The organism is Streptomyces sp. NPDC001903, from assembly GCF_042891345.1.
GTDB lineage: Bacteria > Actinomycetota > Actinomycetes > Streptomycetales > Streptomycetaceae > Streptomyces.
Window position 1 is genome coordinate 48,119 of record NZ_JBIASZ010000025.1, and the last position, 16,069, is coordinate 64,187.

16 protein-coding genes are annotated in these 16,069 nt (G+C 73.5%); 9 read left to right on the plus strand and 7 right to left on the minus strand.

All coding sequences use genetic code 11. From position 1 onward, the window contains the following. Window positions 1–18: 18 nt before the first annotated feature. Entirely contained in the window at window positions 19–495 is a 477-nt protein-coding gene (locus tag ACFYZS_RS36380) for a Rieske (2Fe-2S) protein (protein WP_389022525.1), read from the minus strand. Between the two features lie 88 nt (window positions 496–583). After that, window positions 584–925 carry a DUF952 domain-containing protein gene (locus ACFYZS_RS36385; RefSeq protein ID WP_389022528.1) on the minus strand — a complete coding sequence of 114 codons (342 nt, stop codon included), beginning with the start codon at window positions 923–925 and terminating at the stop codon, window positions 584–586. A gap of 107 nt (window positions 926–1,032) precedes the next feature. Here ACFYZS_RS36385 and ACFYZS_RS36390 point away from each other — a divergent pair, with 107 nt between their 5' ends. The 5 genes from ACFYZS_RS36390 (at window position 1,033) to der (ending at window position 5,719) form a co-directional block, all read left to right on the plus strand. Then, window positions 1,033–1,452: a YidB family protein gene (locus ACFYZS_RS36390; RefSeq protein WP_389022531.1), complete on the plus strand. Its 420-nt coding sequence runs from the start codon at window positions 1,033–1,035 to the stop codon at window positions 1,450–1,452. Window positions 1,453–1,635: 183 nt separating this feature from the next. Next, on the plus strand, window positions 1,636–2,724 hold the full coding sequence (locus ACFYZS_RS36395; RefSeq protein ID WP_389022533.1) for a prephenate dehydrogenase: 1,089 nt from the start codon (window positions 1,636–1,638) through the stop codon (window positions 2,722–2,724). Between the two features lie 116 nt (window positions 2,725–2,840). Next, on the plus strand, window positions 2,841–3,539 hold the full coding sequence (gene cmk, locus ACFYZS_RS36400) for a (d)CMP kinase (protein WP_389022536.1): 699 nt from the start codon (window positions 2,841–2,843) through the stop codon (window positions 3,537–3,539). 56 nt (window positions 3,540–3,595) lie between these two features. Continuing rightward, window positions 3,596–4,183 carry a lysophospholipid acyltransferase family protein gene (locus tag ACFYZS_RS36405; protein ID WP_389022657.1) on the plus strand — a complete coding sequence of 196 codons (588 nt, stop codon included), beginning with the start codon at window positions 3,596–3,598 and terminating at the stop codon, window positions 4,181–4,183. A 75-nt stretch (window positions 4,184–4,258) separates the two neighbouring features. Then, a complete protein-coding gene (gene der / locus ACFYZS_RS36410) occupies window positions 4,259–5,719 on the plus strand; it encodes a ribosome biogenesis GTPase Der (protein WP_389022538.1) in 1,461 nt (486 codons plus the stop codon). Window positions 5,720–5,739: 20 nt separating this feature from the next. On the opposite strand, the gene ACFYZS_RS36415 is transcribed toward der, so the two are convergent. After that, on the minus strand, window positions 5,740–6,114 hold the full coding sequence (locus ACFYZS_RS36415; protein ID WP_389022541.1) for a hypothetical protein: 375 nt from the start codon (window positions 6,112–6,114) through the stop codon (window positions 5,740–5,742). A gap of 216 nt (window positions 6,115–6,330) precedes the next feature. Then, window positions 6,331–7,128, minus strand: a complete 798-nt coding sequence (locus ACFYZS_RS36420; RefSeq protein ID WP_389022544.1) for a hypothetical protein — start codon at window positions 7,126–7,128, stop codon at window positions 6,331–6,333. A 302-nt stretch (window positions 7,129–7,430) separates the two neighbouring features. On the opposite strand from ACFYZS_RS36420, the gene ACFYZS_RS36425 reads away from it, so the two are divergent. Together ACFYZS_RS36425 and ACFYZS_RS36430 are read left to right on the plus strand one after the other, a co-directional pair. After that, window positions 7,431–8,183, plus strand: coding sequence for a transglycosylase family protein (locus tag ACFYZS_RS36425; RefSeq protein WP_389022547.1), 753 nt, complete (start codon window positions 7,431–7,433; stop codon window positions 8,181–8,183). 61 nt (window positions 8,184–8,244) lie between these two features. Then, complete coding sequence (locus ACFYZS_RS36430; RefSeq protein ID WP_389022549.1) at window positions 8,245–9,210, plus strand: helix-turn-helix transcriptional regulator; 966 nt, start codon at window positions 8,245–8,247, stop codon at window positions 9,208–9,210. A 411-nt stretch (window positions 9,211–9,621) separates the two neighbouring features. Here the strand turns inward: ACFYZS_RS36430 and ACFYZS_RS36435 are convergent, their stop codons facing one another. Together ACFYZS_RS36435 and ACFYZS_RS36440 are read right to left on the minus strand one after the other, a co-directional pair. Further along, a complete protein-coding gene (locus ACFYZS_RS36435; RefSeq protein ID WP_389022552.1) occupies window positions 9,622–10,716 on the minus strand; it encodes a phosphatase PAP2 family protein in 1,095 nt (364 codons plus the stop codon). Between the two features lie 261 nt (window positions 10,717–10,977). Next, window positions 10,978–12,099: a hypothetical protein gene (locus tag ACFYZS_RS36440; protein WP_389022554.1), complete on the minus strand. Its 1,122-nt coding sequence runs from the start codon at window positions 12,097–12,099 to the stop codon at window positions 10,978–10,980. A 291-nt stretch (window positions 12,100–12,390) separates the two neighbouring features. Here ACFYZS_RS36440 and ACFYZS_RS36445 point away from each other — a divergent pair, with 291 nt between their 5' ends. Together ACFYZS_RS36445 and ACFYZS_RS36450 are read left to right on the plus strand one after the other, a co-directional pair. Beyond that, the gene (locus ACFYZS_RS36445) at window positions 12,391–14,040 is read left to right on the plus strand and encodes an MFS transporter (protein ID WP_389022557.1); all 1,650 of its coding nucleotides are present in this window, start codon (window positions 12,391–12,393) and stop codon (window positions 14,038–14,040) included. A gap of 196 nt (window positions 14,041–14,236) precedes the next feature. Continuing rightward, a complete protein-coding gene (locus ACFYZS_RS36450; RefSeq protein ID WP_389022559.1) occupies window positions 14,237–15,406 on the plus strand; it encodes an acyl-CoA dehydrogenase family protein in 1,170 nt (389 codons plus the stop codon). Window positions 15,407–15,415: 9 nt separating this feature from the next. Here the strand turns inward: ACFYZS_RS36450 and ACFYZS_RS36455 are convergent, their stop codons facing one another. Then, complete coding sequence (locus ACFYZS_RS36455) at window positions 15,416–15,865, minus strand: cell division protein SepF (RefSeq protein ID WP_383519077.1); 450 nt, start codon at window positions 15,863–15,865, stop codon at window positions 15,416–15,418. Window positions 15,866–16,069 lie beyond the last annotated feature (204 nt).

Here is a 16,069-nt window from a genome sequence, read left to right on the forward strand (position 1 = left end):
TAGGCGGGCGCGGCAGCCCTAAGCGAGCGAAATATCCCCGTCCGGGGCCACCGTGATCTGCTTCTCCGCCAGGGGGCGGGTGGCCGGGCCGTGGGCCACCGCGCCGTCCGTGATCTGGAACTTGCTGCCGTGGCACGGGCAGTCGATCGTGCCGGCCTCCACCTTGTTCACGAGGCAGCCCTGGTGCGTGCACACCGCCGTGAAACAGCGGAAGGAGCCGGCCGTGGGCTGGGTGACCACCAGCTTCTCGTCCTTGAGGACCGTGCCGCCGCCCACCGGTACCGCGGAGGACTTGAGCAGTGCCTTGCCCGTTCCCGCCGAGGCCGAGGCCGAGGAGGAGGGCGGGGCCGCGGCCTCCGGGGTCGAGGGGCTGCCCGGCTCGCTCTTCGGGCTCTTCGCCTCGCCGCCGCACGCGGTGAGCGTGCCGCCGGCCAGCGCGGCGGCCGCTCCTGCCGCCAGAACCGTACGGCGGGCCGTCGGTGTGGGGTCGCTCATGGGGTGCTCCTCGATCGGGTCGCTCCGGGATGGCGAGCAGCATCCTGGCGCCTCCCGCGCCCCAGGAGAAGCCCCCGCGCCGCCCGGCTCAGGAGCCCTGCTCCCACGGGACCAGTTCCGCCGGGCCGCCCGGCGTACGCGCGACCTCCCAGAGGCGGACCACGGCCGCCCGGTCCAGCGGACCGTGGACGTGCGGGTAGCGGCCGCCCGATTCACCCTCGCGGCGGACCTCCGAGGTCAGGGCCCGCTCGTCGAGCTCGACGGCCAGCAGCGGACCCGGTGCGTCGCGGTAGTGCGCGTCCGCGATCGCGAGCACCGTCGGGCGGTCCGCGGAACAGTGGACGAAGCCCTCCGATTCGAGCGAGGAGGGGGCGTACGGGAGCTCGGGCGCGGCGGTCCAGTCGGCGAGCGGAACGATGTGGAAGATCATGTCGGTCGTTCTACCGCACCCGCCCCGGACGATCCGCACCAAGTGGCAGTTTGGGGCGGATTGGGTGACATTGACCCTGTCTCGAACCCTCTCGAAAGGCGCGGACGATGGCGGGTAACGACCTCGGCTCCCTGCTGGGCGGCCTCCTCGGCGGCAGCGGCGGCAACATCCTGGGCGCGCTGCTCGGAGCCCTCATGGGCGGCGGCGGTGCGGGCGGGGCCCCGGCGGCCGGAGGCGGGAACAATCCGCTCGGCGGGTTGATGGACATGCTGAGCAAGTCCGGACTCGCCGACCAGGCGCAGTCCTGGATCGGTACGGGAGACAACGAGCCGGTCAGCGGTGCCCAGATCGCCGAGGCGCTGCCGGACGACACCCTGCAGCAGGTCGCCCGGCAGGCGGGCGTCAGCCCTGAGGAGGCCGCCGACCAGATCGCGCAGTCGCTGCCGCAGGCCGTCGACAAGCTGAGCCCGGCCGGTTCGATCCCGAGCGGGTCGCTCGAGGACATCATCCGCCGGCAGAACCTCTAGCCGGCAGAACCTCTGGGCGGACACCCCCGGGGTGTCCGCTCCGCGCCCGTAGCAGCGCCGAGGGTCCGGTCGCCGTCCCACATGACGGGCTGCCGGGCCCTCCTGCCGTGTGCGCTGGCTACTCTGGCCCTGACGCGCCGTTACCCGTCAGCCACTCGTCACCCGCATCCCTGGAGCGCCCCCGTGAGAACCGCCGTCGTGATCGGAACCGGACTGATCGGCACCTCCGCGGCGCTCGCCCTGACCGCCCGCGGGATCACCGTCCACCTCGCCGACCACGACCCGGCCCAGGCCCGTACGGCCGCCGCCCTCGGCGCCGGCACCGACGAGGCCCCCGAGGGCCAGGTCGACCTCGCGATCGTCGCCGTACCGCCGGCCCACGTGGCCGCGACGCTGGCCGAGGCGATCGGCCGCGGCCTGGCCCGGGCGTACGTGGACGTGGCCAGCGTCAAGGGCGGCCCCCGCCGGGAGCTGGAAGCCCTCGGCGTGGACGTCACGGCGTACATCGGCACCCACCCCATGGCCGGCAAGGAGCGCTCCGGCCCGCTCGCCGCGACGGCCGACCTCTTCGAGGGGCGGCCCTGGGTGCTGACCCCGACCCGGGACACCGACCACGAGGTGCTCAACCTGGCGCTCGAACTGGTGGCCCTGTGCAAGGCCGTACCGGTGGTCATGGACGCCGACGCGCACGACCGGGCGGTGGCGCTGGTCTCGCACACCCCGCAGCTGGTGTCCAGCATGGTCGCGGCGCGCCTGGAGGAGGCCGACGAGACCGCGGTACGGCTGTGCGGCCAGGGCATCAGGGACGTGACCCGGATCGCCGCCTCCGACCCGCGGATGTGGGTGGAGATCCTCTCGGCGAACCCGGGCCCGGTGGCCGACGTGCTCGCCGGGATCGCCTCCGATCTGGAGGCCACGGTCGACGCGCTGCGCGGACTCCAGTCGGCGGACGTGGAGAAGCGGCGCGGCGGCGCGGCCGGCATCGAGGACGTCCTGAAGCGGGGCAACGCGGGCCGGGTCCGGGTACCGGGCAAGCACGGCGCGGCGCCCATCGCGTACGAGACCGTCGCCGTGCTCATCAGCGACCAGCCGGGCGAGCTCGCGCGGATCTTCGCCGACGCCGGGCGGGCCGGGGTCAACATCGAGGACGTGCGCATCGAGCACGCCACGGGCCAGCAGGCCGGTCTCGTCCAGCTCATGGTCGACCCCAGGGCGGCCGCCTCGCTCACCGCGGAGCTGCGCGAACGCGGCTGGGCACTGCGCCAGCAGTAGCCGGTCGGCCCGCCTCCGCCGGACTGGGCGGCGCCCGTGCCCGGGGCCGGTAACCTTGGGGAGGGGCGCTTTGGCGCGCCCGGACACGTACGCGCAACCAGGAAGGTGCCCGCACCGTGGAAACCGCAGCTCCGTCCGCCGTGATCGTCGCCATCGACGGTCCCTCCGGCACGGGCAAGTCCAGTACCTCCAAGGCCGTGGCCGCCAAGCTCGGGCTGCGCTACCTGGACACCGGTGCCCAGTACCGGGCCATCACCTGGTGGATGATCACCAACGGGGTCGACACCGACGACCCGCACGCCATCGCCGTGGCGGCCGGCAAGCCCGGCATCGTCTCCGGTACGGACCCGGCCGCCCCGACCATCACGGTCGACGGCCTGGACGCCTCCGGCCCGATCCGCACCCAGGAGGTCACCTCCAAGGTCAGCGCCGTCAGCGCCGTCCCCGAGGTGCGCACCCTGATCACCGAGCTCCAGCGCTCCATCGCCGCCTCGGCCGAGGGCGGCATCGTCGTCGAGGGGCGGGACATCGGCACCACCGTCCTGCCCGACGCCGACCTCAAGATCTTCCTGACCGCGTCCCCCGAGGCCCGCGCCGCGCGCCGCAGCGGTGAGCTGCGCGGCAAGGAGGCCACGGACCTCGCGGCCACCAAGGAAGCCCTGATCAAGCGCGACGCCGCCGACTCGGGCCGCAAGACCTCCCCGCTGGCCAAGGCCGACGACGCCGTGGAGGTCGACACCACCGAGCTCACGCTCGACCAGGTGATCGAGTGCGTCGTGACCCTGGTGGAAGAGAAGCGGGCGGGCCGCAAGTGAGCGCAACGCCCTCCCTCAAGGGTGCGGCGCTCGGCCGGCGGATCGGCATCGGCCTCATGTACGGGCTGTGGAAGCCGCGCGTACTGGGAGCCTGGCGCGTGCCCGCCTCGGGGCCTGTCATCCTTGCGGTGAACCACGCGCACAACATCGACGGGCCGATGGTCATGGGCACCGCCCCGCGGCCGCTGCACTTCCTCATCAAGAAGGAGGCGTACGTCGGCCCGCTCGGCCCGTTCCTGGACGGGATCGGCCAGGTCAAGGTCGACCGTACGGGCGCGGACCGGGGCGCCATAGGCAAGGCGCTCGCGGTGCTGGAGAACGGCGGAGCCCTGGGGATCTTCCCCGAGGGCACCCGAGGCGAAGGCGACTTCGCCTCGCTGCGCGCCGGCCTCGCGTACTTCGCGGTCCGCAGCGGCGCGCCCGTCGTGCCCGTGGCCGTGCTCGGCAGCACCGAGCGCCAAGGGCGGCTGGTCCGCGGACTGCCGCCGTTCAAGAGCAGGGTCGACGTCGTCTTCGGCTCCGCCTTCGACGCGGGCGACGGCACCGGCCGCCGCACCCGCACGGCCCTGGACGAGGCCACCGCACGCATCCAGAGCAGGCTGACCGCCCACCTGGCCGACGCCAAGCGCCTCACCGGGCGCTGAGCGAGACTTGACCCAGTAGTGGAACCGCGCTGCGCGGGCACCACCGATCACCACGAACGACGAGGAACGGACTTCATGAACGACCAGCACGACCACGGAGCGCTTGGCGATGCCGAGTACGCGGAGTTCATGGAGCTCGCCGCGGAGGAAGGCTTCGACGTCGACGACGTCGAGGGTGCGATCGCGGAGGCGGGCCACGGGCCGCTGCCCGTGCTCGCCGTCGTCGGCCGCCCGAACGTCGGCAAGTCGACCCTGGTGAACCGCATCATCGGCCGCCGCGAGGCGGTCGTCGAGGACAAGCCCGGCGTCACCCGCGACCGCGTCACGTACGAGGCCGAGTGGGCCGGCCGCCGGTTCAAGGTCGTCGACACCGGCGGCTGGGAGCAGGACGTCCTCGGCATCGACGCCGCCGTCGCGGCCCAGGCCGAGTACGCCATCGAGACCGCCGACGCGGTCGTCTTCGTCGTCGACGCCAAGGTCGGCGCCACCGACAGCGACGAGGCCGTCGTCAAGCTGCTGCGCCGGGCCGGCAAGCCCGTCGTCCTGTGCGCGAACAAGGTCGACGGCCAGAGCGGCGAGTCCGACGCGGCCTCCCTGTGGTCCCTCGGCCTCGGCCAGCCGCACCCGGTCTCCTCGCTGCACGGTCGCGGTACGGGCGACATGCTCGACGCCGTCCTGGAGGCGCTGCCCGAGGCGCCCGAGCAGACCTTCGGCGGCATGCCGGTGGGCGGCCCGCGGCGCATCGCGCTCATCGGCCGCCCGAACGTCGGCAAGTCCTCGCTGCTCAACAAGGTCGCGAAGGAGGACCGCGTCGTCGTCAACGAGCTGGCCGGCACCACCCGCGACCCGGTCGACGAGCTGATCGAGCTCGGCGGCGTCACCTGGAAGTTCGTGGACACCGCGGGCATCCGCAAGAAGGTCCACCTCCAGCAGGGCGCCGACTACTACGCCTCGCTGCGCACGGCCGCCGCCGTCGAGAAGGCGGAGGTCGCGGTCATCCTGATCGACACCACCGAGACGATCAGCGTCCAGGACCAGCGCATCATCACCATGGCCGTCGAGGCCGGGCGCGCGATCGTGATCGCCTACAACAAGTGGGACGAGCTCGACGAGGAGCGCCGCTACTACCTCGAGCGCGAGATCGAGACCGAGATGCAGCAGGTCGCCTGGGCGCCCCGGGTGAACGTCTCGGCGCTCACCGGCCGTCACATGGAGAAGCTGGTCCCGGCGATCGAGACGGCCCTCGCGGGCTGGGAGACGCGCGTCCCGACCGGCCGGCTGAACGCCTTCCTCGGCGAGGTCGTCGCGGCCCACCCGCACCCGATCCGCGGCGGCAAGCAGCCCCGCATCCTGTTCGGCACCCAGGCGGGGAGCAAGCCGCCGCGGTTCGTCCTCTTCGCCTCCGGCTTCCTGGAGCACGGCTACCGGCGCTTCATCGAGCGCCGCCTGCGCGAGGAGTTCGGCTTCGAGGGGACCCCGATCCACATCTCGGTGCGGGTGCGCGAGAAGCGCGGCGCCCAGTACAAGAAGAAGTAGGCGGCGAGGGCGGTCCGGGGTCAGTAGCCCCGGCGCGGAGCGGGCGGCAGTGCCGCCGGGATGTGGTGCATTCCGGTGTGGTGCTGGCGCCCGCCCGCGTATGCGGAGCCGGCGGCGCCCTGCTCGCCGCCACCGGTCGCGGATCCGGCGTACGCGTACGAGGGCTGCGGCGCGGGGGCGTACGAGGCGGGCCACGGGTCGGTCTGCCACGCCGAGCCGTTCCAGCCGCTCCCGTACGAGCCGCCTCCGTACGGGGCGACGCCGCTCGCGTACGAGAACGCCGTGAACCCGAGGTCCTCTTCGCCCGTGCGGTCGCCCGGCAGGGCCCGGAAGGCGCGCAGGTACTCCGAGTAGAGCGTGTCGTAGATCGGGGTGTGCGAGACGGCGGGGCGCATCGGGGAGACGGCGCTCGCGGGGGCAGGGGCGCGGGATGGGTCGTATGAATGCACGTATCAGCCAACGAACCCGGGGCCCTGCGGATGCGGGCGGGAACCATAAAAACGCAGATCGCCGGGGGTGCGCGGGATGGACCGCGTACCCCCGGCGCAGACCGCGCCGCACCCTCGACGGGTGCGGCGCGGTGTTCCGGGATCCCCTGCGTGCGCCTGGACTCAGACGCCGGAGGTACCCGCCAGCGGCATCGAGGCCGCCACGAGCTTGCCGCCGGCGGCGGCCTTGTCCAGCGCGTCGCGGAGCAGGTCCTCGCGGGGCTGCTGGCCGATGGAGCCGACCGGCGCGGCGTAGATCAGCACGCGCTGCGTCTTGTTGACGGCGGCCCGCCAGCCGTCGGTGACCGACAGGGCCTGGTGCGCCTGCCACCAGGCGACTTGGCCGCCGCCCTCGGTGCCGGGCTGGAGCACGGCGTGCAGCTGGCCCGCGGCGAGCAGCACCGACCAGCCGGCCAGCGGGGTCGGCAGCTCGGCCGTGTCGGTGACCGGGATGAACCCCTGCTCGATGAGGAGCGGCAGGAAGTCGTCGCCGGGGCCGGTGGTGCCGGGGCGGGCGATGGGCGCGGTCGGCTCGACCACGAGCGCCGGGTGCAGCTCGCCGCCGATCAGGACCAGGCCGCTGGTGATGCCGAGGACGGCCTGGCCGCCCGGCACGTTCTGCGGGGACTCGCCGCCGGCGGGGCTGTCGCCGGTGATGCTGCGGACCGCCCCCTGGAGCTGCTCCTCGGAGACGGTCACCACCTGCGAGGGGATGCAGCCGGCGTGGGCGAAGGCGAGGACGGCCGTCTCCTCGCCGACGAACAGCACCGTGCTGGTGCGGTCGGTCTCGGGGTCCCCGGGGGTGCGGCAGGAGGTGCAGTCGTAGCTGCGCGGTGCGTCGTCGCCGGTGAGCAGCCTCTCGGCTTCTTCGTCACCGATCTCGGCACGTACCTCATCACTGACGTCGAGCATGCGGGGCACGGGCTGGCTCCTCGGACTAGGCGAGCGGGGGCGGCCGGGCGGTTCCCGGCTCGCCGGGCTCAACGCCCGAGCGGCGGCCGGGGTCACGCCGTTGGAGGGAACGGAATCGAACCTGGCCCCCGGAGGGGTGAACGGTCGGACCGGAGCTTTCTTTTCGTGCCAACTCTTTTTTGTATGTGCACAGTTGGTGGTTGCTCCTGGCTGTTTCCGGCGGAGTCGGCGGCTCCGCCGACCGGGTGGGCCGTGCAGCGGGCCGCGTGGCAAGGCCCGCAGGACGCCCGGGCGCTGCGTAGCGTGACGCGATGCCCGACCTCCGGATCCGGCGCGCCGCCCCGGCCGCCGCCGCTGCTGCCGCGCTGGCCCTCGTCCTCGTACTCCCGTCGGGGGCCGGCGCGGCCCCGCCGCCCCCCGCGCCCGGACCCGCGGGGGCGGCCCACCCCGGCTCGCCCGGGATCATCGGGACCGGCCCGGGGGACTGCGGCCCCGGCGGGCAGTGGCCCTGGGACTGCGTGGCCGACTGCGAGAGCAGCGGGCGCTGGGCGGTCAACACCGGCAACGGCTTCTACGGGGGCCTGCAGTTCTGGCAGCCGACCTGGGAGGAGTACGGCGGGCTTGTCTTCGCGCCGCGGGCCGACCTGGCGAGCCGGGAGCAGCAGATCAGGGTGGCCGAGGACGTGGTGGGGTTCCAGGGGTGGGACGCGTGGCCGGTGTGCTCGAAGCGGTACGGGCTGGCGGGGCGGATGCACGCGGTGCGGACCGGGGACACCCTGGAGAAGATCGCCCGGCGGTACCGGGTGAAGGGCGGCTGGCAGGCGCTGTACGAGGTGAACCGGGCGGTGATCGGTCCGAAGCCGCAGGCGCTGGTGGTCGGCACGCTGCTGGCCCTGCCGCCGTCGCCTCCGGCGCCGGTACCGGTCCCGGCCACGCCCCCGGTTGCGGTCCCGACGCCGACCCCGGCGTCGACCCCGACGCCGACTCCCACCCCGGCCCCGACTCCGACCCCGACCCCGGGCAGGCTCCCGGCGCCGGCTCCGGCGGCCGTACCCGCTCCCTGACGGGGGCTCGGCCCGCGGCGGCGATTCGGACGGGGGCCGGGGTACCGGCAGACTGCTCGGCATGCTGGAAACCTCCGCACGACTGCTCCGCCTGCTGTCCCTGCTGCAGGCCCACCGCGAATGGACCGGCGCCGATCTCGCGGAACGCCTCGGCGTGACCCCGAGGACGGTGCGGCGCGATGTGGACCGGCTCAGGGAGCTCGGCTACCCGGTGAACGCCAGCCCCGGCACCGGCGGCGGCTACCAGCTGGGCGCCGGGGCCGAGCTGCCGCCGCTGCTGCTCGACGACGACGAGGCCGTCGCCGTCGCCGTCGGCCTGCGGACGGCCGCCGGGAACGGGGTCGAGGGGATCGGCGAGGCCTCCGTACGGGCGCTCGCCAAGCTGGAGCAGGTGCTGCCGGGGCGGCTGCGGCGGCGGGTGTCGGCGCTCAACGAGTTCACCGTGCCGATGCTGCGCGGGCCGGGGCGGGACACGGTCGACCCCTCCGTGCTGACCGAGCTCGCCGCCGCGTGCCGGGACACCGAGCGGCTGCGCTTCGACTACCGGGACCACGCGGGCAGCGCCAGCCGCCGCGCGGTGGAGCCGCACCGCCTGGTCTGCACCGAGCGGCGCTGGTACCTGGTCGCCTGGGATCTGGACCGGGAGGACTGGCGGACCTTCCGCGCCGACCGGATCGAGCCCAGACCGCCGCACGGGCCGCGGTTCACCCCGCGTCCGGCGCCCGCCGAGGACCTCGCCGCGTACGTGTCGCGCGGTGTGTCGCAAGGGGCGTACGCGGCCAAGGCGCTGCTGAAACTGAAGATGCCGGCGGAGGCGGCGGCGCGGGTCGTGGGGCCCGCCGACGGCGTCCTGGAGCCGCTCGACGCCGACAGCTGCCTGCTGCGCACGGGGGCCGTGAGCCTCGACGTCCTCGTCATTCACGTCATGCTGCTCGGCTGTGAGTTCGAGGTGCTGGAGCCTGTGGAGCTGACGGACAGGATCAGAGCGGCCCGGGACCTTCTCGGGCGGGCCGTGGAGAAGATGTAAGGAAACCGCGGGGGTTCACCCGGCGGCGCCGGGTGGTCCGCGGCAATCCCCGGGGAAATTCCGGGGGCCCCGGACGGAATGCGAAACAGGATGCGCGGAGGACTTGTCGCGGGCCGGAAAAAGAATGGCGCGCGGACGTTTTCCCGGCGGTGCGGATGAAGCCGGGTCCGTCAAAGAACTGTCGACATTCCGTGACCCAAGCGTGACCCGGTACGGACGAACCTCCGGGCGCCGCGCTGACGTTCCGGGCGGATGTGCGACGGCGGCCGCCGAAATGGCCGAGGCGGGCCGGGTGGTGACCCGGCCCGCCTCGGTGGTGCGCGGTGATGTGGTGCGCGGTGCTGTGGTGCGGGGTGAGGGGTGCGTACCGCCCCGCGGTGTTCCGTACGGGCTGCCCTGTCCTACGGGGCGTCAGCCGCCGGTGGCCGGCCGGGCCGCGGCCCGGCCCGCGGGCCGCTCGGTGTGGGCCGGACGGCGGCTCCCGGCCGGCGTGAGCGGGGTCCGCTCGGACCGGATCAGGTGCGGCCTGCCGGAGATGTGCGCGGCGGGGCGGGGCACCGGGGCGTGCGCGGAGCCCGCGCCCACGGTCGCCGGGACGGGCACGGCGGCCGGCTCCTGCGGACCGGTGGGGCCGGCGGAGCCGCCGGGCGCGGAGGCGCCGTCGACGAGCCGGAGCTGCCACTTGCCGCCCGCGGAGAGCAGCGGGGTGAGCGCGGTGGCGACCGGGACGGGCACGGTTCCGGTCTCCAGGCGGCGGCGCAGCCGCTCCCGCAGCGCGAAGACCCGGGCCTCGACGGCGGCGATCAGCGGCTCGAACCAGGGCAGCGCCAGCATGATCAGCAGACCCGCGGACCAGCCGAGCAGTACGTCGCTGACCCAGTGGGTGCCGAGGTACACGGTGGTGGCGCCGACGCTCAGCGAGACGACGGCGGACACCACGGACAGCACCCGCCGGGTGACCGTGGTGGAAGCCAGGTAGGCCAGGATTCCCCAGGTCACGACGGCATTGGCGGTGTGGCCGGAAGGAAATATATCGCCGCCGGCGAAGAGTTCGGCGGAGCCGATCTGCGTGGCGTAGTGCGGGCCGAGCCGGCCGAGGCCGAGCTTGACGGCGCCGACGGTGATGTTGAGCAGGAGCAGCGCCACGCCGAGGGTGATCAGCGGGCGCAGGGTGTGCTGGCGCCAGGAGCGCCAGCCGAGCCATGCGGCGACCATGACCGCGGTGGGTCCGCGCTGGCCCAGGACCACGAGGTAGTCGAGGAAGGCGTGCAGCTGCGGCCACTGCTCGTAGGGCCGGAAGAACATGACCTGCCAGTCCAGGCGGACGAGCCAGGACGTGGTCAGGACGGCCACCACGATCGCGAGGTAGAACGCGAGGGTCGATCCGAGGAGCACGACGCGGTGCCGGCTCATCTGCGGTGTTTGCAGATGAGCCGGTCGCTCTGGTTCCCGGTCCAGCCGGGCGAACACCCGCTCCAGACGGGTCAGGATTTGGTCGGTACGCACTCAATCGACGTTACCGCGCGCCGATGGGCGGCCCGGTCGAATCACGGGCTTTGTGATGACCATGTGATGTGGAGTTGGTCTCACACGGAGCTTAATTCCGTGGATTCAGGCATTAGTTGGAGGCGCCTTGATCCAATGCCCTGGCCATTCTTTCGCATACTTAGCCGCGCTTTATCACCGCAGCTCAATTACTTTGCTGAAAGATGGATCGGAATGATCCATTCCGTTACGTGGCCCCGCCGCGGACGCCGGGGCCGGTGCCTACGGAGGCCCCGACCCGTTCAGCCAGAAGGCCCCGTACACCGCCGACGCCAGCGCCACCGCCGCCAGCACCGCGGCCGCCCGCCCGGTCCGCCACCGGGCCAGCGCCACCGCCGGCGGCAGCAGCAGCGGGAACGCCGGGAGCAGCAGCCGGGGCTTGGAGCCGAAGTACCCCGACGCGCAGAGCGCCAGCGCCACGACGATCCCGCAGTAGACCAGGAGCGCGGCCGGCTGGCGCTGCCGTACGCACAGCCCGTACAGCCACAGCACCAGCGCGACCCCCGCGATCAGCCCGATCCCGGCCGCGGCGCCGGCGGGGGAGGAGGCCAGCTTCGCCCCGACGAAGCGGGCGAACGCCCAGCCGCCGTCGAAGCCGTTGCCCCAGCCGCCCTGCACGTCCAGGTAGCCGAGCAGCCCGCCGCCGGTGCGCGCCCCGACCCACAGGACGTACGCGGCCGCGCCCAGCGGGGCCAGTACCGCCCCCGCCGCCATCCGCCAAGACCGGTCCCCGCGCCGCCACGCCAGGGCGGCCGCCACCCAGACCGCCGCCACCACCGCGGCGCCGACCGGGCGGGTCAGCCCCGCCCCGGCCGCGAGCAGGCCGGCCGTCAGCCACCGGCCGCGCAGGGCCCCGTACAGCGCCCAGGCGGCCAGCGCCGTGAACAGCGACTCGCTGTAGGCCATGGACTGCACGATCCCGACGGGCAATGCGGCCCAGACCCCCGCCGCGAACACCCCGGCCCGGCGGCCGTGGAGGAGGTCCGCGACCGCGAAGATCCCCCAGGCCGCCGCGAGCCCGGCCACCACCGAGACCACCAGCCCCGCGGAGCCGTACGACAGCCCGGTCGGCGCCGCGACCAGCCGCTCCAGCCAGGGCAGCAGCGGGAAGAAGGCCAGGTTCGAGTGCACGTCCCCGTTCGGGAGGAGCACCTCGTACCCGTAGCCCTCGGCGGCGATGCGGGCGTACCAGAGCGAGTCCCAGCGCGCCGACAGCAGCGTGTGCGGGCTGCTGCCGGCGGCCGCGCACCAGAGCGCGAGCACGGCCAGCCCGAGCAGCCGGACCGCCGCGAAGACGGCCAGGGCGGGCGCGGCCCGGCGAAATCCAAGATCTTTCACGGGCATGATTATCGGTGGCGCCCGTGCGTGCCCTCGGCACAGAACCACGGGTCGTGACCGCGCGTGTACGCGGAGGAGGGGGAGGGGGAGGGCGGGGTGAGTCGAGTGGCGCACACCACACCGCGGTCGCCGCCGAGGTGAGAGCTTGGCCACGTGTCGGACAGGCGAACTCGCGTACGCTGACGCTTCACTCGCGTGTCGATGCCGGACCCCGTAGGACGCCGCACGGTGCACCAACGCCGCGGCTCCGCAGACGCTGGTCCGCCGAGTGCGAGCGATCATCTGGGAGGTACATGCATGTCGGGGACGAACGCGGCCGCCTTCCGGCTGCGGCTGCGCGCCGCCTCCGGCGGGGCCAACCGCTGGCTCGTCCTCGCGGTCCTCTGCGTCAGCCTGGTCCTCGTCGCGCTCGACGCGACGATCCTGCACGTCGCCGTCCCCTCCGTCACCGAGGACCTGCGCCCCGGTTCGATCGAGCTCCTGTGGATCGTCGACGCCTACCCGCTGGTCTGCGCCTCCCTGCTGATCCTCTTCGGCACCCTCGGCGACCGGGTCGGCCGCCGCCGGATACTCCTGCTCGGCTACGGGCTCTTCGGCGCGGCCTCGGCGCTGGCCGCCCTGGCCGACAACGCCCAGGTCCTGATCGGCGCCCGCGCGCTGCTCGGCGTCGGCGGCGCGATGATCATGCCGGCCACCCTGTCGATCCTGCGGCAGGTCTTCCCCGACCGGCGCGAGCGGGCCCTCGCCATCGGCATCTGGACCGCCGTCGCCGCCATCGGAGCGGCCAGCGGGCCGGTGCTCGGCGGGTTCCTCGTCCAGCACTTCTGGTGGGGCTCGGTCTTCCTCATCAACATCCCGCTCATGGCGCTGATCCTGCCGCTCGGGCGCTGGCTGCTGCCGGAGTCGCGCGGCGCCGCCGACGGGCCGTGGGACGTGGTCGGCGCGCTCATGGCCGCCGCCGGCGTGCTGGGCTTCGTCCTCGGGGTCAAGCGGATCGGCGCGGAGCGCCGGCTCTTCGACGCCGAGGCGCTGGTGCCGCTGCTGCTGGGCGCGGCGCTGCTGATCTTCTTCGTACGGCGGCAGAAGCGGCGCACGCACCCGCTGATCGACATGCGGATGTTCTCGCGGGCCGCGTTCTCCACCTCCGTCGGGTGCATCGTGCTCGCCATGCTGGCGCTGGTCGGGCTGGAGCTGATCGCGGTCCAGTACCTGCAGCTGGTGCTGCACCTCAGCCCGCTGGAGACGGGGCTGCGGCTGCTGCCGCTGACCTTCGCGGCCATGGCGGCCGGTGCCACCGGCTCGTACACGCTGGCCCGGATCGGGCCGCGGACGATGGTGTCGCTGGGCTTCGTCCTGACGGCGTTCGCCGTGCTGCTGCTGACCTTCATGGGGCAGCACGACCGGCCCGTGCTGCTCACGGTCGGGTTCATCCTGCTCGGCTTCGGGCTGCAGACCACGCTGTTCGCGGCGTACGAGTCGATGCTGAGCGAGGCGCCGGCGGCCACGGCCGGCGGGGCGGCCTCCATAGGCGAGACCTCTTACCAGCTGGGCGCGGGGATGGGCATCGCCCTGCTCGGCAGCGTCATGAACGCGGCCTACGCGCCGGGGCTGACGCACGTGCCGGGGGTTTCGGCGGCGGACGCGGCGGGGGCGGCGAACTCCCTGGGCGAGGCGTACCAGATCGCGGGGGCGCTCGGAGGCGCGGCGGGGCAGTCGCTGTACGCGGCGGCGCGCCACTCCTTCGTGCACGGGCTGCACGTCACGCTCGTGGTCAGCGCCGGGCTGCTGCTGGCGGGTGCCGTCATGGCGCTGAAGCTGCCGCGGGTGATGGAGTGTCCGGACGCCGAGCCGGATCCGGTCCGCCTCCCCGCCCAGGCGGGCCCCGACGCCGCCCGCGTCCCCGCGGCCGCCAAGCCGGACCGCGACCCGGCCGCCCGCCCGGCCTGACGCGGCCCGGCCCGAGGCGGCCTGCCCTGACGCGGCCCGGCACGACGCGGCCCGGCACGACGCGGCCCGGCACGACGCGGCCCGGCACGACGCGGCCCGGCCGCTGCGCGGGCGGGCGGGGGGTGGACCGCGGGCGGCCGCGAGGACAAACTTGCACCGCTAGGTTTCGAACCGCAGGTCCGCACCAGGAGGCGCCGTGCCCTTCGTACCCACCGATCCGCTCGGGATCGACGAGCTCCTCGCACCCGAGGACCTCGCCATCCGCGACACCGTGCGCGGCTGGGCCGCCGACCGGGTGCTGCCGCACATCGCCGGTTGGTACGAGAGCGGCGAGCTGCCCGGGATCCGGGAGCTGGCGAGAGAGCTCGGCTCGCTCGGGGCGCTCGGGATGTCGCTGGAGGGGTACGGCTGCGCCGGGGCCTCCGCCGTGCAGTACGGGCTCGCCTGCCTGGAGCTGGAGGCCGCCGACTCCGGGATCCGGTCCCTCGTCTCGGTGCAGGGCTCGCTCGCGATGTACGCGATCTGGAAGTACGGATCCGAGGAGCAGAAGCAGCGCTGGCTCCCGGGGATGGCCGCCGGCGAGCTGATCGGCTGCTTCGGGCTGACCGAGCCCGACGTCGGCTCCGACCCGGCCGCCATGCGCACGTACGCGAAGCGCGACGGCGGCGACTGGGTGCTGAACGGGCGCAAGATGTGGATCACCAACGGCAGCGTCGCGGCCGTGGCCGTGGTGTGGGCACAGACCGACGAGGGGATCCGCGGGTTCGCCGTCCCCACCGACTCGGCCGGGTTCTCCGCGCCCGAGATCAAGCACAAGTGGTCGCTGCGGGCCTCGGTGACCAGCGAGCTCGTGATGGACGACGTCCGGCTGCCGGCGGACGCGGTGCTTCCCGGCGTCACCGGGCTCAAGGGGCCGCTGGGCTGCCTCAGCCACGCGCGGTACGGGATCATCTGGGGGGCCATGGGCGCGGCGCGCGCCAGCTTCGAGGCCGCGCTCGACTACGCCAGGACGCGCGAGCAGTTCGGCAAGCCGATCGGTGGCTTCCAGCTCACCCAGGCGAAGCTGGCCGACATGGCGCTGGAACTCCACAAGGGCATCCTGCTCGCCCACCACCTGGGCCGGCGGATGGACGCGGGCACCCTGCGGCCGGAGCAGATCAGTTTCGGCAAGCTCAACAACGTCCGCGAGGCCATCGACATCTGCCGCACCGCGCGGACCATCCTCGGTGCCAACGGGATCTCGCTCGAATACCCCGTCATGCGGCACGCCACGAACCTCGAGTCGGTGCTGACCTACGAGGGCACCGTCGAGATGCACCAATTGGTGCTGGGCAAGGCGCTCACCGGGCTCGACGCCTTCCGGTGAGGGCCCTGCTCAGCTCTGGTTGAAGAAGTCGCGCGAGCGGCCGGCGGGCTCGCCGCTCACGATCTGGGTGTCGGCCGGGGTCAGCAGGAAGACCCTGGTCGCCACCCGCTCGATCGAGCCGCGCAGGCCGAAGGTCAGGCCGGCCGCGAAGTCGACCACGCGCTTGGCGTCGGCCGGGTCCATGGACGACAGGTTCACGATCACCGGGACGCCCTCGCGGAACAGCTCGCCGATGCCGCGCGCGTCACGGAAGCCGTCCGGGGTGACCGTCGCGATCCGCCGGCCCTGCTCGACGGCCGACTCCGACGCGACCCTGACCCGGGGGTCGGTGACCCACTGGTCGCCGGGGCCCGAGACGGAACCCTGTGCGGCCTCCGCGTAGTCGTCGTCGTAGTACCGCTCGTCGTCGCTGTCCTCCACGAGACCCAACCAGGCACTCGCCTTGCGTACCGAACCCATGGACGCCTCCTTTCACCGCGGTCAGTCGTCTTCTCTCCGCTGCCCCTATGGTCGTCCATGATGCTGACAACGCGCCAAGTGGATAGCCGCCGCGCAGGGGTTTCGTGACGGTACTGGTGCAGAACATCCGTTGCACCGTCAAGCTTCCTGGCGGCTACCACTGCTGACTGAGTGAGAATACGACCGCTGCCTCCGTGTGGGTGA

Bases quoted from the DNA above. Each gene is read 5' to 3' on its own strand.
- ACFYZS_RS36380 (WP_389022525.1), bottom strand. From the start codon at position 495: ATGAGCGACCCCACACCGACGGCCCGCCGTACGGTTCTGGCGGCAGGA.
- ACFYZS_RS36385 (WP_389022528.1), bottom strand. From the start codon at position 925: ATGATCTTCCACATCGTTCCGCTCGCCGACTGGACCGCCGCGCCCGAG.
- ACFYZS_RS36390 (WP_389022531.1), top strand. From the start codon at position 1,033: ATGGCGGGTAACGACCTCGGCTCCCTGCTGGGCGGCCTCCTCGGCGGC.
- ACFYZS_RS36405 (WP_389022657.1), top strand. From the start codon at position 3,596: ATGTACGGGCTGTGGAAGCCGCGCGTACTGGGAGCCTGGCGCGTGCCC.
- der (WP_389022538.1), top strand. From the start codon at position 4,259: ATGAACGACCAGCACGACCACGGAGCGCTTGGCGATGCCGAGTACGCG.
- ACFYZS_RS36415 (WP_389022541.1), bottom strand. From the start codon at position 6,114: ATGCGCCCCGCCGTCTCGCACACCCCGATCTACGACACGCTCTACTCG.
- ACFYZS_RS36425 (WP_389022547.1), top strand. From the start codon at position 7,431: ATGCCCGACCTCCGGATCCGGCGCGCCGCCCCGGCCGCCGCCGCTGCT.
- ACFYZS_RS36430 (WP_389022549.1), top strand. From the start codon at position 8,245: ATGCTGGAAACCTCCGCACGACTGCTCCGCCTGCTGTCCCTGCTGCAG.
- ACFYZS_RS36440 (WP_389022554.1), bottom strand. From the start codon at position 12,099: ATGCCCGTGAAAGATCTTGGATTTCGCCGGGCCGCGCCCGCCCTGGCC.
- ACFYZS_RS36445 (WP_389022557.1), top strand. From the start codon at position 12,391: ATGTCGGGGACGAACGCGGCCGCCTTCCGGCTGCGGCTGCGCGCCGCC.
- ACFYZS_RS36455 (WP_383519077.1), bottom strand. From the start codon at position 15,865: ATGGGTTCGGTACGCAAGGCGAGTGCCTGGTTGGGTCTCGTGGAGGAC.